The sequence below is a fragment of the Rhodoferax sp. ZS1R8 genome, from assembly GCF_056521325.1.
The window spans coordinates 383736-400523 of sequence record NZ_JBWMBA010000004.1; the positions used below are offsets into that span (position 1 = coordinate 383736).

Sequence of the window (16788 nt, forward strand, 5' to 3'; positions counted from 1 at the left end):
CAGCCGGTGCTAGTTGGGAGAGCTGGGGCTTGGGGTACAGGTTTCACTGCCGGGCCTCCGCAGTGGGGCAGCACCACTACCCGTTCAGTTGGGTCCAGGCCTTGTCCAGCCTTTTGACACTGACGGGCTGCGGCGTGCGCAGCTCTTGTGCAAAAAAACTGACGCGCAACTCTTCCATTAACCAGCGGAACTCTTGCATGCGCTCGTCGACTGCCCCCTTGCGCTCGGCCACCAGGCGCCAATAGCGTTGCTCCAGCGGCCGCAACTCGGCAAGTCGTGCAGCGTCGCGGGCCGGGTCGGCGCGGTATTTCTCCAGCCGCAGCGTGATGGCCTTCAGGTAGCGGGCCAGATGCTGCAAGCGCGGCCACGGCGCGGCCTGCAGAAAGCGCTTGGGCACCAGCCGGTTGATCTGCTGCGCGCAATCGGCCACGGCGTCCGGCGCGTTCTTGGTGTCCTTGATCTTGCGGGCGGCAACTGCGTGCTCCAGCAGAATCGTGCCTGCCAAGCGCGCTACCTCGTTGGCGATCAGCGTCAGGCGGCCACGGCCCTCTTCCACCCGACGCTTGAAGGCGAACTCATCCGTGGGCAGTGGATCGAGTAGAAAGGCTCGGTCCAGCGCCACGGAGATGATCTGCTCGCGCAGTTCCTCGACCGTCCCTCCGCCAGTTCCGTTATCAGCCTTGCCCACGTTCATGTAGGCAACGGCCATCTTCTGCAGGTCAGGAATGTTTTTCTCCAGATACTTCAATGCGTCTTTGATTTGCAGCGCAAACAGGCGGCGCAGGCCGGCGCGGTGCTTGGCGGCCGATACCTCGGGCTCGTCAAACACCTCGATGGTGACAGCGTCGCCCTGGTCAATCAGCGCGGGGAAACCAATCAGCGTCTGGCCGCCCTTGCGAATTTCCAGCAGCTCGGGCAGTTCGCCGAAGGTCCAGGCGGTGTGCCGCTGCTCGGTTGCGGCGGTGGGCGCAGGTTTCGATGTTGTCGAAGCTGCTCCGTTTTTGATAGCGGCTTGTGTTTGCTGCGCGAGGGCTACAGCCTGATTTGGCTTAAGGTTTTGGTGGGAATCGCCGTGTGGGCCGTTGCCACCTGCCGGAGCTTGCGCCGAGCCTGTGGCCGCCAGTTTGAGTCCGGCCAGTGCCTGGAATGCACCGCGGGCTTGCGCACCCAACTCTGCCTTCAGCGCACCCAGATTGCGACCGTGCCCCAACTGACGGCCATGCTCGTCAACCACGCGGAAGTTCATGAAGAAATGTGGCGTCAGCATGTCGGCCTTGATGTCTGCCCGGGCCACATCCACTGAGGTGGCCTCACGCACCAGCTTGCATACAGCGTCTATCAGCGCGCCACTTCCGAAGCGCTCGGGAGCGTTCAGCGCTTCGGCAAACTTGGTGGCGGTATCAGGCAGCGGCACCAGGCGAGAACGCGGGCGCTGGTGCAAGGTCTTGAGCAGCACCTGGATCTTGTCCTTCAGCATGCCGGGTACCAGCCACTCGCAGCGTTCGTCATTGACCTGGTTCAGCACGAACAGCGGCACGGTCACGGTCAGGCCGTCGCGCGGGTCGCCGGGTTCGTGCAAATAGGTGGCGGCGCAGTCCACACCGCCCAGGCGGATGGTTTTGGGGAAGGATGCGGTGGTGATGCCGGCGGCCTCGTGGCGCATCAGCTCTTCACGGGTCAGCAGCAACAGCGAACTGGCACCGGATGCTGCCCCACGCGGCCCCGCCAGTGCGTACTGCGGCTTTTTGGACTCTTCGCGGTACCAGCGCTCAAAGCTGTGGCCGCTGCAGACGTCGGCCGGTAACTGCTGGTCGTAGTAGGCGTAGATCAGCTCGTCGTCGACCAGCACATCTTGCCGGCGGGCTTTGTGTTCCAGCTCTTCGACCTGGCGCACCATCTTCTGGTTGGCAGCCAAAAATGGCAGCGGGGTTTCCCATTCGCCGCCCACCAGGGCCTGGCGGATGAAGATCTCGCGGGCGCCGGCCATGTCGACGCGGCTGTAGTTGGTGCGCCGGCCGTTGTAGATGACGATGCCGTACAGCGTGGCCCGCTCTAGTGCCACAACCTCGGCGGCCTTCTTCTCCCAGTGGGGGTCGAGCAATTGTTTCTTGAGCAGATGTTCGCCGACCTGTTCCAACCACTGGGGTTCGATATTGGCTATGCCACGGCCGAATAGGCGCGTGGTTTCCACCAGTTCGGATGCAACGATCCAGCGGCCGGGCTTCTTGGACAGGTGCGCGCCGGGGTGGGCAAAAAACTTGATGCCGCGTGCGCCCAGGTACTCACCGTTTAGGCCTTCTTCCAGCTTGCAGCCGATGTTGCCCAACAGACCGGACAGCATGGACAGGTGCAGTTGTTCGTAGCTGGCGGGCTTGGTGTTCAGTCGCCATTTGTGCTCGGCGACCACGGTGTGGAGCTGGCTGTAGATGTCTTTCCATTCGCGGACGCGGCGGATGTTGACGAAGTTTTGGCGCAGGAGCTGTTCGTATTGGCGGTTGCTAAGTTTGTGCGTGGTATGCGCTGGGAGTTGAGCCGCCAGGGCATTCTGCTCCGTGTCCCCCGGCCTCCGGCCTCCTCCTTTTACCTGCGCAGAACGCCCTGGCGTCCCAACTCCCGGTATCGCGGAGGTTGGGCCGCCACGGGCGTCGTGGATCCACTTCCACAGTTTCAGGTAGCCGGTGAACTCACTCTTTTCGTCGTCAAACTTCTGGTGCGCCGTATCAGCCTGCTGCTGCGCCTCCATAGGTCGGTCGCGCACGTCCTGCACGCTCAATGCAGAGGCAATGACCAGCGCCTCGTCCAGCGCTTCACGGGACCGGGCTTCCAGGAGCATGCGACCTACCCGGGGGTCCAGGGGCAAGCGGGACAGCTCTGTACCTAACGGCGTCAACTCATTCGCATCATCCACAGCGCCCAATTCATTGAGCAACTGGTAGCCATCTGCGATCGCGCGGCCACTGGGTCGCTCCAGGAAGGGGAAGTCTTCAACAATGCCCAGATGCAGCGACTTCATGCGCAAAATGACACCCGCCAAAGACGACCGCAAGATCTCGGGGTCGGTAAACCGTTCGCGTCCGTTGAAGTCTTTCTCGTCGTAGAGCCGGATACAGATGCCGTTGGCCACGCGCCCACAACGCCCCGAGCGCTGGTTGGCGGATGACTGGCTTATGGGCTCCACCAGCAGTTGCTCCACCTTGCTGCGAAAGCTGTAACGCTTGACACGTGCGGTGCCTGCGTCGATGACGTAACGAATGCCAGGCACAGTCAGCGAGGTCTCGGCCACATTGGTGGCCAGCACCACGCGCCGGCCGGTGTGGCCGTCAAAAATGCGGTCCTGCTCGGCCGGGCTTAAGCGCGCGAACAGCGGCAATACCTCGGCATTGCGCATGACGGGCTGGTGGCTCAGGTGTTTGCGCAAATGGTCGGCAGCATCGCGAATCTCACGTTCACCGGGCAAGAACACCAAAATGTCGCCTTGGTTGTGCACATCGCGCCAGAGTTCGTCCACACCGTCGGCAATCGCATTGTTGAGGTCGTATTCACGCGACTCTTCAAACGGCCGATAGCGCTGCTCCACGGGGAACATACGGCCTGACACCATGATGACCGGAGCCGGGCCCTTGCTGGACTTGAAATGCTCTGCAAAACGCTGCGCATCAATGGTGGCCGAGGTCACCACAATCTTCAAATCCGGCCTGCGCGGCAGGATCTGGCGCAGGTAGCCCAGCAAGAAGTCGATGTTCAGACTGCGTTCGTGTGCTTCGTCGATGATGATGGTGTCGTAGGCATTGAGCAGCGGGTCGGTCTGTGTTTCGGCCAGCAGGATACCGTCGGTCATCAGCTTGACTGAGGCATCCTTGGACAGGCGGTCCTGGAACCGCACCTTGAAACCCACCACCTCGCCCAGCGGTGTATTCAGCTCCTCGGCAATGCGTTTGGCGACACTGCTGGCCGCAATACGACGCGGCTGGGTGTGGCCGATCAGCTTGGCGCGCTGACCCGCCGGGTAGTTGAGCTTGCCGCGTCCCATGGCCAGCGCGATCTTGGGCAGTTGGGTGGTCTTGCCCGAGCCGGTCTCGCCACACACGATGATGACCTGGTTCTGGGCCAGTGCTTGCTCAATTTCCTCGCGACGCTCGGATACGGGTAAAGACGCAGGAAATTCTATTTTTAACATCCTGCAATTATCCGGGCTGCGCGCCCTTGGGCCAGTGCAGTGCCCGCAGCTATAAGCGTGGGGGGTATGGAGCCTCGCATGGCTATACTGCCGCGACCCTTGCCGCCAGTCCCAGCGCGGCTGTGCACCAACCAAACCCCTGTGATTCTTCGCGCATCCTTTCGCCAATTGCTGTTCCTGGCATTCGTACTGATTGCCGTGTTGCTTGGTGCCGTTTCGCTCAGCGGCTTGCAGTCCTTGCAAGGTCTTTTGGCCCAAAGCCGCGCCGCAGGTTTGCAAAGCATCCAGCTCAGCCTGTCCACCCGGGGTCTGGCCGAGCGCCGCATAGACATGGAGCGCGCCGCGCGGCAGTACCTGGTGCTGGGAGATCCCGCCTTGCGCCAACGTTTTGACGACGCCGCCAGCCAGGCACAGGCGCTGCTGCCTCCGTTGGCCGACTACCCGCCCACCAGCGAATTGGCGGCCCAATGGCAATTGGTAGTGCAGCGCATTCGCACCCAGTTGCTGGACAGATACGTGCCCGTGGTCAGCCGCAACCAGAACGTGGTGACCGACTTCAACATGCTGGACGACATCACCCGCAGCATGAGTCTGCAGGTGCAGCAAAGCATTGCCGAGCACAGCCAGGAACTGCAGGACGCGCTGGAATTGCAGCGCAGCCAGCAGGTGCGCCAGGTCCTGCTGGCGATTGCCGTATCGGCCGCGGCGGCCGTGCTGTTCGGCCTTTGGCTGACCCGCCCGCTGCGCGACTTGGGTGCAGCCATAGTTGCCCTGGGCGAAGGGCAACTGAAACGGCCCATTTCCATTCACGGGCCTGCCGATCTGGCCAGTCTGGGGCACCAGTTGGATTGGTTGCGCCTGCGCTTGACCGAACTGGATGAAGACAAGGCTCGGTTTTTGCGTCATACCTCCCATGAACTCAAAACGCCGCTGGCCGCACTACACGAAGGGGTAGCCTTGTTGCAAGAGGGCGTGGGGGGTACGCTGGGTTCCGGGCAAGCGGAAATTGTGGGCATCCTCGCGCACAACACCGCCATCCTGCAGCAGCAGATTGAAGACCTTTTGCGCTACAACGCTGCGGCATTTGACGCACGCCGCCTCAAACGCAGCGCCACCGTGCTGCACAGCCTGGTTGCCAGCGTGGTCGAGGCACAGCGCCTGAGTTGGCAGGCCAAGGGTCTGGAGGTGCGCGTAGAGGGCGACACCGAACTGACCCAAGCCGTGGACCCCGAGCGTCTCGGTATGGCGCTGGGCAACCTGATGTCCAACGCCGTGCGTTTCAGCACAGCCGGGAGAACGATTGTGTGGTACATCGGTACTGAGGCGGGCCATGCCGTGATCCAGATCAGCGATAAGGGTCCGGGCGTAGCGCTGGCGGACCGTGAACACCTGTTCGACCCGTTCTACCGCGGCAGCATCCAGCCCCAAGACCACCCGCGCGGCAGCGGTATTGGCCTGGCCATCGTGCGTGAGCAAGTATCCGCGCACGGTGGCACGGTCCAGTTGCTGCCGCCCTTGCCGGCCCACACCACGGGGGCCCATTTTCAAATTCTTTTGCCTTTGGATCCAACGCATGTCTAAGTTTTTTGTCACTCTGTACAGCCTGGGCTGCCTGTTCAGCCTCGCGGCTTGCAGTGCATTAGGGCCGCCTGCGCCACCCCAGGTAATCGCCGTGCCGGTCGTCATCACCGAGCCACCAGCGCCCTGCCCCGTCCCCGCTGCGGATGCCGCCGGGCGTGAATTGGCGCAATGGCAAAGAGAACTGCGCACCACCCCCCCTGATGCGTTGGTTGCCATGGCCACACAGCTCGCGGGTAGCACCGCCGTTGGTGACACGGTGCACCTGGTGCTGGTACTGCTGCACACCCGCAACCCGGCCGACACCACACGCGCACTGGCCTTAGTCGACGGCCTGTCGGCAGCGGCGGGGACGACCGCCACCGCATGGTCCACCTGGCTGCCCCTGCTCAGTGCGCGTGCCACCGAGCAAAAACGCATGGAAGACCAGGTTGCCCGGCAGAGCCAACAACTGCGTGACGGCCAACGCCGCATTGACCAGTTGACCGAACAACTGGAAGCGCTTAAAGCCATAGAACGCCAGCTGTCCCCCCGCAACAACGGCAGCAAAACACCATGACTGCCGCCAAAGTCCGCATTCTGGTGGTCGATGACGACCCCGACATGCTGCGCCTGCTGTCCCTGCGCCTGGAGGCGGCCGGACACGCCGTGGTGGCGGAGACCAGCGCCGAGACTGCACTGGCGCGCCTGGAGGTGATGCGCCCGCAGCTGGTGCTGAGTGATGTGCGTTTGCCCGGCATGGATGGCTTGGCACTGTTTGACGCGATACAGGCGCGTTTTGCGGGCCTTCCGGTGATTTTGCTCACCGCCCACGGCAGCATCCCCGATGCGGTGGACGCCACCTTGCGCGGCGTGTTCAGCTATTTGACCAAACCCTTCGAAGGCAAGGAACTGCTGGCAGCGGTGAGCCGTGCGCTGACGGTTTCCAGCGTGAACCGCCCACAGGCCGGTACACACAACGACACCTGGCGCGAGGAAATTGTCAGCCGTTCGACCGCCATGGACGAAGTGCTGGCTGAGGCCCGTATGGTCGCACCCAGCGATGCATCGGTCCTTATACGCGGCGAAAGCGGCAGTGGCAAAGAGCTGCTGGCCCGTGCTATCCACCGCGCCAGCCCGCGCAGCAATGGTGCGTTTGTGGCCGTGAATTGCAGCGCCATCCCGGAGGCGCTGCTGGAGTCCGAGTTGTTTGGACACGTCAAAGGCGCATTCACGGGGGCCGTGGCCCACCACCGCGGTCTGTTCCAGAGCGCTGACGGTGGGACGTTGTTTCTGGACGAGATTGGCGACATGCCGCCGGCCTTGCAGGTCAAGCTGCTGCGGGTTTTGCAAGAGCGCCAGGTGCGACCGGTGGGTGCGCAGCAGTCCATAGCGGTCGATGTCCGCATCCTGTCGGCCACCCACCGTGATCTGGAGACAGCGATGACCCAGGGGGACTTTCGCGAAGACCTGTACTACCGCCTGAATGTGGTCACGCTGTCGCTACCGCCTTTGTCCGAGCGACGCGAAGACATTGCGTTGATGGCGCAGCACTTTTTGCAGCGGCTGGCCCGCAAATACCACAAGCCGCTGAACGGGTTTGCGCCGGAAGCCCTGACGCTGTTGACCAAGGCCGTATGGCCTGGCAATGTGCGGCAGCTGCATAACGTGGTGGAACAAGTGTGCGCCTTGGCCACGACACCGTTGATACCGGTGGCCCTGGTGCAGCGCGCCATGCGGGTGCCCAGTGTGGAAATCCTAGGTTTCGTCGAAGCACGCAACCGTTTTGAGCGCGACTACTTGGTCGGCCTGCTGAAGTTGACCGATGGCCAGGTTGCCGATGCCGCGAGGCTGGCGCGCAAGAACCGAACAGAGTTCTACCGTCTGCTCCAAAAGCACGGTTTGACGCCCGGTTTATTCCGCACGGAAGCGACTGACGAAGCGCCAATGGACGGTCTGTCGCAAAACAGCGACGTCTAATATATCCATACAAATCAATGGCTTGCATTGATTTATTGAAGTGACCCAAAGATACCAGTCGCCAATCGGCGACGCTTAACGGCTGTAATCAACGCCCACAATACCACCCATTTCTCTAAGTCTTTGATTTAAAAGGACTTTTCAACTTGGCATGGTGATTGCGAAATAGGGTTCATGCACCCTATTTTTCGCTTTCCGATAGCAGTGGGCATGGTCCTTGTGCTGGTGGGTCCCAGTGCCTGGGCAATCGACTTCGAAGCCTTGGCCGACCGCGCGCGCACGCTGGCCGCTGCCCCGTACCGCCCTGCCGCGAATCAGGTCCCCGCTTCACTGCGCCAACTCAATTACGACCAGATGCGCGAGATCCGCTTTCGCCCAGAACGGGCTGTATGGCGGAACGAAAAACTGCCGTTTGAACTGATGTTTTTCCATCTGGGGGGGCAACAGACAGAGCCAGTCAGTCTGTCTGACCAAACGGCAGGTGCCGAGCGCCCTCTGCGCTACGACCCGGCCAACTTCAGCTTTGGCACCAACGCCATGCCCAAGCAGCCATGGGGCGACCTGGGTTACGCCGGGTTTCGGGTGCACTACCCGTTGAATACGCCCGACTACAAGGATGAACTGGTCAGTTTTTTGGGTGCCAGTTATTTCCGTGCACTGGGCCGGGGGCAGCACTATGGTCTTTCTGCCCGCGGCTTGGCGGTCGACACGGTCGGCAACGGTCTCGAAGAGTTTCCCCGGTTCACGGAATTCTGGATTGAGCGCCCCAACGTCGGCGCGGATGTATTAACCGTGTTTGCGCTGCTGGACTCGCCCCGCGTCGCTGGCGCTTACCGCTTCGACATCCGCCCAGGTGTTGCCACGCAAATGGCAGTGCAGGCGAAGCTGTACTTGCGTGCATCGGCACACAACCCGGTCCGCACCTTGGGGCTAGCACCCTTGACCAGCATGTTTTTCTTTGGTGAAAACCAGCCCAAACGCGATGACTTTCGCCCCGAAGTGCACGACTCCGACGGCTTGATGGTCGCGACCGGCGAAGGCGAGTGGCTGTGGCGTCCGTTGCACAACCCCCGGCAAACACTTGTAACCTCGTTTGCCACGCGCTCACTGCGTGGTTTCGGCCTGATGCAGCGCGACCGCAGTTTCGCCAGCTACGAGGACAGCGAGGCGCATTACGAGCGACGGCCCTCGGCTTGGGTGACTCCTTTGGGCGAATGGGGCCCGGGCCGTGTCGAGCTGGTGCAGTTGCACGCTTCCGATGAGGCGGCGGACAACGTCGTGGCCTACTGGGTTCCGACTCAGCTACCTGCTGACGGCCAGCCGCTGGACCTGCGTTGGCGCATCGACTGGGCTGGCGACGGGCAGCAGCGCCCACCATTGGCATGGGTGGCCCAAACCCGCGCCGGTCGCAGCTTTGCGGCCCTGGCGGCCGACGAACAGCAGTTCCTGATCGACTTTGTCGGCCCTGCATTGCCCACCGCGGCTGGTGTGCAGGCCGTGGTGCATGCCGACGGCAATGGACAGATCGTCAAACAAACCCTTTACCCCGTCCCCGCTACCGGTGCTTGGCGACTCGCGCTCACCGTGAAAACGCGGGATACCAAGCGCCCTGTCGAACTTCGCGCGCACTTGGTGGACGGCTCCCGCACCCTGAGTGAAACCTGGACCTACGCACTAACCGCCCCATGAATACCTCTACGACACACAACACCACATCCCAAGGCTGCCCGGCCATCAACCGTGCATCCATGCCATCGCTCTCCTGGTCTGGCCCCCTGGCGCGCCACGCGGGGTACACCGCAGCGCCTGACGCGCCGTGGCGTGCCAGCGCGGCCCAATGGAAGGACGCACCAGCAACATGGGAGGCCGTTGCGGCCCGCAGACGGCGATGGTTGTTGTTGGGGGTGGTGGGTGCCACCTTGTTTGCCACGACCTTGCAGTGGCGCTCGCAAGTGGGCGTCGGCAGCGACGTGTTGCTCACCACCCAACTGGTTTTGTTTGCCTTGCTTTTTGCGTGGGTATCGGCCGGCACGGTGACCGCGGTGATGGGTTTTTGGGTCATGCTCCGGGGTAACCCACACGCCATGTCGGCGCGCAGCGCCCAGGGTGTCGCATTGCCCGCGGATGCACGCACCGCACTGATCATGCCCATCTGCAATGAAGACGTGGCCACCGTGTTCGCCGGTCTGCGTGCCACCTGCGAGTCGCTGGCCGCCGCGGGGGCTGAGCGTGTCTTTGATGTGTTTGTCCTCTCGGACACCAGCGACCCCGACCTGCGCATTGCCGAACTCAGCGCCTGGAAGGCCCTGCGCGAGCAACTGCGGTCCGATGGCACGACGCTGCAAGTCCACTACCGCTGGCGGCAACGCCGCACCCACCGCAAGGCTGGCAATGTGGCTGACTTTTGCCGCCGCTGGGGGCGCAGCTACCGTTACATGGTGGTCTTGGATGCGGATAGTGTGATGACCGGCGACACCTTGGTGACCCTGGCCCGGTTGATGGAAGCCCACCCGCGCGCCGGCATCATCCAGACTGCACCGCGCACCTGCGGCCATTCGACCTTGCATGCCCGGGCCCAACAATTTGGCAGCCGCGTCACGGGCCGCCTGTTCACGGCGGGCATGCAGTTCTGGCAATTGGGTGAGGCCCACTACTGGGGACACAACGCGATCATCCGGGTCGCGCCCTTCATGGCGCATTGTGGCTTGGCAAGCCTGCCGGGCAAGGGCGCCTTAAGTGGTGAAATCATGTCGCACGACTTTGTGGAGGCGGCCCTGATGCGCCGTGCTGGGTATGAGGTCTGGCTGGTCGATGACCTGGAAGGCAGCTACGAGCAGCAGCCACCCCATTTACTGGCCGAGCTGCAGCGTGATCGCCGTTGGTGCGGAGGCAATCTGCAAAACGCGCGCCTGCTCACCGAGCCGGGCCTGCGTACCGTGCACCGTGCCATGCTGGCCACAGGTGCCATGGCCTACCTGTCAGCCCCACTGTGGTTGCTCTACGTCGTGCTGGGCGCGTGTCTGTGGCTGCATGGCAGTGAACTGGCCCCGTGGTCCAACCAGAGCGTGCTGATGTTGTGGGCCTCCACGGTGACCATGCTGGCATTGCCACGGGCGCTGGGGCTTGCTGCTGTCATGTTGCGTAAAGAGCAAAACCAGTTTGGTGGTTACCGGACCATGGTAGGCAGCGCACTCCTGGAGGCCACCCTGTCCATCGTGCAGGCACCGCTGCGCATGGTGGCCCACAGCCTGTTTGTGCTGGGTGCTGTGACCGGGTGGGCGCTGGATTGGAAGTCGCCCCCCCGCGAGGCGGTGGACCTGCAATGGCGTGAAGCCAGCCAGGCGTTTGGTGGGTTGAGCCTGGGGGTCTTGTGTCTGCTCATTGCCATCGGTTTTTGGTCGTTGCCAACCGTGGCTTGGTTGTTGCCGATTGGACTGCCGCTGTTGCTGGCCGTGCCCTACACGGTGCTTAGCAGCCAGGCGGGCGCGGGACAGTGGTTGCGCCAGGCGGGCTGGTTGTTGGTCCCTGAGGAAAAGCGCACACCGACCGTACTGCAACGGGCCGACGCCTATTCTCGCGACCGAGGTGCGCACTCGGCCGCCTCTGCGTGGATCCGTGACCTGCCTCGCCTGGCCAGTCTGGCATTACACGCCTTGGGTCCACGCCACACCGGGTTGGGATTGCGGGGCCAGGTGCGCCGGCAACAGGTATTGCAGTGGAGCCGCCACGGCAGTCCAAACGCCAGTGCCTCGGAGAAGATGCGCTTTCTGAATGAGCCGCATAGCCTTCGCATGCTGCATGCAGCTCTCGTAGGTCAGCATTTCACGGGGGCTTGGCCTGCAAGATAGGCCGTGGTGTCGACGGGCTGGCTTAGAACACCAGACCCGGATTCAGCATCACATCACGGATCGGGAGTAGGTAGCGTAAGCGTGTCATGCCGCGTCCACGGCGTTTTCAAACAGAAGCGATGGTTTTGCACGAGAGGGTGGCTGATACACTTTTCAGATATCAGACGACCGCAGCCAGGCTTAATACTCCCCATGACCACCGTTTTCAACTTCACCTTCGTTCCATGGTTCCGCTCGGTCGCACCCTATATTCACAAGTTTCGCAACCAGACCTTTGTTGTCGGTATTGCGGGTGAGGCTATTGCAGCAGGCAAGCTGCCCCATCTGGCACAAGACCTGGCCATGATCCAGAGTATGGGTGTCAAGATCGTGCTGGTGCACGGTTTCCGGCCGCAGGTGAATGAGCAGCTCAAAGCCAAGGGCCATGCAGCCAAATACTCGCATGGCATGCGTATTACCGACGAGGTGGCGCTGGACTGTGCGCAAGAGGCCGCCGGCCAGCTGCGCTACGAGATCGAGGCCGCGTTTAGCCAGGGCCTGCCCAATACGCCCATGGCCGACTCCACGGTGCGTGTGATTTCCGGTAATTTCATCACTGCCCGGCCGGTCGGCATTGTGGATGGCGTGGACTTCCAGCACAGCGGGCTGGTGCGCAAGGTTGACATTGCGGGCATCACCCGCACGTTGGATATGGGGGCGATGGTGCTGCTGTCGCCATTTGGTTTCTCTCCAACGGGTGAGGCGTTCAACCTGGCCATGGAAGAGGTTGCGACTTCTGTGGCGACCGCCTTGCAGGCCGACAAGCTGATCTTTGTAACCGAAGTGCCTGGCATCCGCATGCGCCCTCTGGAGGCCGTGTCCGAAGACAACCCGATAGATACCGAGTTGCCGCTGGCCGCAGCGGAGCAGCTGCTGCGCCAGCTCCCAGCGGCCAACCAGCCGACAGACACCGCTTTCTACCTCCAGCACTGCGTCAAAGCCTGCAAAAACGGTGTGGAGCGCAGCCACATCATCCCGTTTGCGGTGGATGGCTCCATCCTGCTGGAGGTGTACGTACACGACGGCATTGGCACCATGGTGGTCGACGAAAAACTGGAAGAATTGCGAGAAGCATCGGTGGACGATGTGGGCGGCATCCTGCAATTGATTGAACCGTTTGAGCAGGACGGCACGCTGGTCAAACGCAGCCGCACCGAGATCGAACGCGACGTGGGTAACTACACCATCATCGAACACGACGGCGTCATCTTCGCCTGTGCAGCGCTGTACCCCTACCCAGAAGCCCGCACCGCAGAAATGGCAGCGCTAACCGTGTCACCAGATGTGCAGGGGCAAGGCGATGGCGAGCGAGTGCTTAAGCGTGTGGAACAACGAGCCAAGGCCGCCGGGCTGGACAGCATCTTTGTGCTGACCACCCGCACCATGCACTGGTTCATCAAACGCGGCTTCGTGCAGGTGGATCCGGACTGGCTGCCCGAGGCCCGCAAGCGCAAGTACAACTGGGACCGCAAGAGCCAGGTTTTGGTGAAGAAACTAGCCTAGAGCGAATTCGATTTTGGGCTTTGCGTCCGGGGCCCGTTCGGCCGCTACCACCGTGAATGGCTTCTTGCTTTCCACATGGTCCGCCATGCGTTGCCAGCTGTGTGTGCGCTCGAACGCGTTGTCACAGACGCGCAGGTTGACGATGAACTCGATGTCATTCACCAGTGTGTCGTAAAAGTCCGCACAGGCAAAGTCGATGAACCCCTGGCGGGACAGTTCCGCGAACAGCGACGCGAAGGATGCCGGGGTGAATACCCAGCAATGCACATCGTGGTAGTTGCCGTTTTCCAGAGCATCCTTGGCAAGCCACAATGCGCCTTCGAGCGTATGGAACCTGGTCATTGAATCCGTGTTCAGCATACCCGCCCACGCTGCCGCACAGTCCACCGTGACCGCGTTCAGGCAAAAATCCAACACGCACTGTGTGTTGGGTATGCGTGTTTTGCTGACAAAGGCCGCCAGCACGTCAGTGAGATTGCTGGTGCGGCGCAAGTAGTCAAAGGTATAACGCCGATCGGGTACGGCCAACCTGACTTCGCCATCGGTTTTCAGTATGGACCGGATTTCGCGCAACCATGTCACCAGATCGGGGACATGCTCAATAACGTGGGAGGCCACGACATAGTCCAGCGCCCGGGGCTGCGCGCCTGAGCGGGAAAAATAATCTTCGATGCCTTGCTGCAGTGTCTGGGCGCCCCACACGGCATCGACATGGATATTGTCAATGTTGACGGTCTTGTCCGTGGCGTACTTCTTGCGCAGTTGTTCGCCATCGCAGTGGTCGACGTAGATCACCTGCCCTGCCTCCTTGCCAACCAGTGGGTTGTGCAAGGGGCCAATCTCGGCACCCACCGAATTGGAGAGGTCCAGACCCCCTAGGAGTTTCTCTTTCCTCGTCTTCATTCCATCCCTTTCCGTGTTTTTTTTGGACCATACCACACGGTTGTGACTGCTCTCCCCCGGGACAGAATTGCGATGTTAGTTCTTGTAAACGGTGCGGATCAGCCCTTGCGACTGCGCCGCCAAACCAGCAGGCTACCCAGAACAGCCAGGCCGCTGAAACACAGGAAGGACCAGTTGGCAATGGACCCGCCGAGAAAAGTCCAGTCGACTTTGGTGCAATCGCCACCGCCTTTGAAGATCATGGGGATCGCGCGTTGCAAGGGAAAGGTTTCTATCATGCCGTATAGGTCACGCCCGCAGGACACGACCTCGGGTGGATACCACTGCAGCCAGCTTTGGCGCGCAGCCACATAAGCCCCCGCCACAGACAGTGCCACCAGCAGCACGCTGCCGGTAACGTGTATACCTTTTCGGCCGCTAGCCCCCGTCACCGCTGCACATATAGCTACCAAAATGAGAGCATATCGCTGCACAATGCACATTGGGCACGGGTTCAGCCCCACTACATGCTGCAGGTACATGCCGAAGGCCAGCATGGCAACGCAGGCCAGGCAGATGGTCGCGAGGATGCGCCGTGGCGCCGTGTCAAAGAGTGCCAAAACGAAGTTCAAAATCAGAATCCTGTAAAAAATTACGCGCGCTGCAGTAGGCGCGTTGCGGTGGTTGGTAAACATTTTGCCCGCTAAGTTCCCCGGGCAATGCCTGGTGCGCAGTCCACACCGGACAAACCGAATTAAGATTCAGCCTATGGGCTCCCTTTGAGCCCGCTATTTTTTTCAAACAGAGGTTTCTCCATGGCACGCACCGTTAACTGTATCAAGCTGGGCAAAGAGGCTGAGGGCATGGACTTCCCGCCGTACCCCGGTGAGCTGGGCAAACGCATTTGGGAAAGCGTCAGTAAGGAGGCTTGGGCCGCTTGGCTCAAGCACCAGACCATGCTGGTCAATGAAAACCGGCTGAACCTGGCCGATGCCCGTGCCCGCCAGTACTTGGCCCGCCAGATGGAGAACCATTTCTTCGGTTCGGGTGCGGACGCCGCCCAGGGCTATGTGCCGCCTGCGGCCTGAACGGGCTTAGGCCTAACCCCGTTTGGGCCGACACGTGGCGCCACCCGACTTGGCGTCCTGCGGCCTGCCAGAGGCCTGGGCCGGGCGCCCTGCGTGGATAGTGCTAGACACCGACTTCGGAGACGGTCAGCATTTCTTGAATACGTGGCGTGCGTGGCAGAACGATTCACTACGGCCGCGCATGCTGCACTACGTCGGCATTGCCGCGTCAGCACCTGAAATTGCAGCTGCTGCCGCCTTGCCTCTGCCCACGCCCATTTCAAGCATGGGCCCCGGTTTCCACCGAATCCTGCTGGATGGAGGCCGCGTTTCTTTGACGCTGTGCCTGGGCAACGTGACGTCTATGTTGACCGAGCATGTGTTCCAGGCAGATACAATTTTTGTACGCGAACCCGCTGACAAATGGCAAGTTCAGGCGCTCGCCCGTCGTTGCAAGCGGGGAAGCCGCATCAGCATCCCAGCCGTTGCTTCCTGTGACGTGCGGACCTTTCTTTTAGCCGCGGGTTTCCAACTGGATACATCGGGGCACGACGCCGCTATCCTCACCGGCCGTTTCGATCCGCATTGGGACATCTCCACCAGCCGCACCCCTTCGCAACATGTTCAACCCGGGCCGGCACGCTGCGCCATCATTGGCGGCGGTATCGCAGGCGCGAGCGTCGCACACGCACTCGCGCTGCGCGGTTGGCAAGTCACGGTGTTTGACCAGGCTCCGCATCCCGCAGCGGGCGCGTCCGGCCTGCCTGTCGGGTTGGCTGTTCCCCATGTGTCGGGCGACGATAACCCGCGCTCGCGCCTTTCGCGCAGCGGCGTGCGCTTGTTACACCAGCATGCGAACCGTATGTTGGTTCAAGGTGAGGATTGGGACCCAGCCGGCGTAACAGAGCATCGGCCCGACGGCAGCACGCTGTGGCACGCAAAAGCCTGCTGGATCAAGCCCGCGCAATTAGTGCGGGCATGGCTGGCTGAGCCCAGCATACGGTTCGTGGGTAACAGCGCGATCGCTAAGCTGCAGCGCCACGGCGAGCTTTGGCAACTAGGCGATGAACGCGGGCGCGATCTCGGCGGATTCGAGGCGATTGTTATTGCGAACGCCATCGGCAGCGCCGAGTTGCTTAGCAATATGGCTCCAGACGCCCCCGTCAGCCAAGACCTCCATGCCAAGCTCGAGGCGTTGCAAGCGGTACATGGCACACTGAGCCATGGCAGTTACCCACAAGAGCAGTTTGATGGCGTGCCCTCCACCCCCGTCAACGGCAACGGCTGCTTTGTTCCCCAAGTGCCCGGTGCTGAAGGTACGGAATGGTTTGCCGGCTCCACCTTCGAGACCGATACCGCACGCGCAGCGGACGGCGCAGCGCAGCACATCGCCAATATGGAGCGTCTGCAGCAGCTGCTGCCCATGGACGGTTCGAACGATTTTGTCAAATGGCTGAACCGCAATCCAGCTGCGTTGTGGGCCGGCACACGCTGTGTCACCCACGACCGCTTGCCCCTGGTTGGACCTGTTGACACGGCATCGGGTCCCGGGCTGTGGCTGTGTGCGGGCATGGGTTCGCGCGGCCTGAGTTTTTCCGCACTATGTGCCGAGTTGTTGGTGGCACGCTTGGGGGGCGAGCCGCTACCGATTGAATTCAGCCTGTCTAGAAGCCTCGACGCGAACCGCGTGCGTCGTGGCTAACATCGGCCGCCGGTACAACCCTGCCTGGCCGCG

Annotated in this window: 11 protein-coding genes; 8 read left to right on the forward strand and 3 right to left on the reverse strand. The window is 61.8% G+C overall.

Annotated features, from left to right (window positions below; genetic code table 11):
• Positions 1 to 76: 76 nt before the first annotated feature.
• Positions 77 to 4177: an ATP-dependent RNA helicase HrpA gene (gene hrpA, locus AC097P_RS15900; protein WP_479611407.1), complete on the reverse strand. Its 4101-nt coding sequence runs from the start codon at positions 4175 to 4177 to the stop codon at positions 77 to 79.
• 78 nt (positions 4178 to 4255) lie between these two features.
• Between hrpA and AC097P_RS15905 the strand changes: the two genes are divergently transcribed.
• The 6 genes from AC097P_RS15905 (at position 4256) to argA (ending at position 13104) form a co-directional block, all read left to right on the forward strand.
• Positions 4256 to 5758: a HAMP domain-containing sensor histidine kinase gene (locus AC097P_RS15905; protein ID WP_479611408.1), complete on the forward strand. Its 1503-nt coding sequence runs from the start codon at positions 4256 to 4258 to the stop codon at positions 5756 to 5758.
• Positions 5751 to 6314, forward strand: coding sequence for a hypothetical protein (locus tag AC097P_RS15910; protein ID WP_479611409.1), 564 nt, complete (start codon positions 5751 to 5753; stop codon positions 6312 to 6314). The genes AC097P_RS15905 and AC097P_RS15910 overlap by 8 nt, the downstream gene beginning before the upstream one ends.
• On the forward strand, positions 6311 to 7714 hold the full coding sequence (locus AC097P_RS15915; RefSeq protein ID WP_479611410.1) for a sigma 54-interacting transcriptional regulator: 1404 nt from the start codon (positions 6311 to 6313) through the stop codon (positions 7712 to 7714). The genes AC097P_RS15910 and AC097P_RS15915 overlap by 4 nt, the downstream gene beginning before the upstream one ends.
• A 174-nt stretch (positions 7715 to 7888) precedes the next feature.
• Positions 7889 to 9403, forward strand: a complete 1515-nt coding sequence (locus AC097P_RS15920) for a glucan biosynthesis protein G (RefSeq protein WP_479611411.1) — start codon at positions 7889 to 7891, stop codon at positions 9401 to 9403.
• Complete coding sequence (mdoH, locus tag AC097P_RS15925) at positions 9400 to 11562, forward strand: glucans biosynthesis glucosyltransferase MdoH (protein ID WP_479611412.1); 2163 nt, start codon at positions 9400 to 9402, stop codon at positions 11560 to 11562. The genes AC097P_RS15920 and mdoH overlap by 4 nt, the downstream gene beginning before the upstream one ends.
• 192 nt (positions 11563 to 11754) lie before the next feature.
• Complete coding sequence (gene argA, locus AC097P_RS15930; RefSeq protein WP_479611413.1) at positions 11755 to 13104, forward strand: amino-acid N-acetyltransferase; 1350 nt, start codon at positions 11755 to 11757, stop codon at positions 13102 to 13104.
• Here the strand turns inward: argA and AC097P_RS15935 are convergent.
• On the reverse strand, positions 13096 to 14007 hold the full coding sequence (locus AC097P_RS15935) for a methyltransferase domain-containing protein (RefSeq protein ID WP_479611414.1): 912 nt from the start codon (positions 14005 to 14007) through the stop codon (positions 13096 to 13098). The genes argA and AC097P_RS15935 overlap by 9 nt on opposite strands.
• Before the next feature lie 98 nt (positions 14008 to 14105).
• Positions 14106 to 14624, reverse strand: coding sequence for a disulfide bond formation protein B (locus tag AC097P_RS15940; protein ID WP_479611650.1), 519 nt, complete (start codon positions 14622 to 14624; stop codon positions 14106 to 14108).
• Positions 14625 to 14801: 177 nt separating this feature from the next.
• Between AC097P_RS15940 and AC097P_RS15945 the strand changes: the two genes are divergently transcribed.
• Together AC097P_RS15945 and AC097P_RS15950 are read left to right on the forward strand one after the other, a co-directional pair.
• Positions 14802 to 15074 carry an oxidative damage protection protein gene (locus AC097P_RS15945; protein ID WP_479611415.1) on the forward strand — a complete coding sequence of 91 codons (273 nt, stop codon included), beginning with the start codon at positions 14802 to 14804 and terminating at the stop codon, positions 15072 to 15074.
• Positions 15075 to 15108: 34 nt separating this feature from the next.
• Complete coding sequence (locus AC097P_RS15950; RefSeq protein ID WP_479611416.1) at positions 15109 to 16755, forward strand: FAD-dependent oxidoreductase; 1647 nt, start codon at positions 15109 to 15111, stop codon at positions 16753 to 16755.
• Positions 16756 to 16788: the final 33 nt, after the last annotated feature.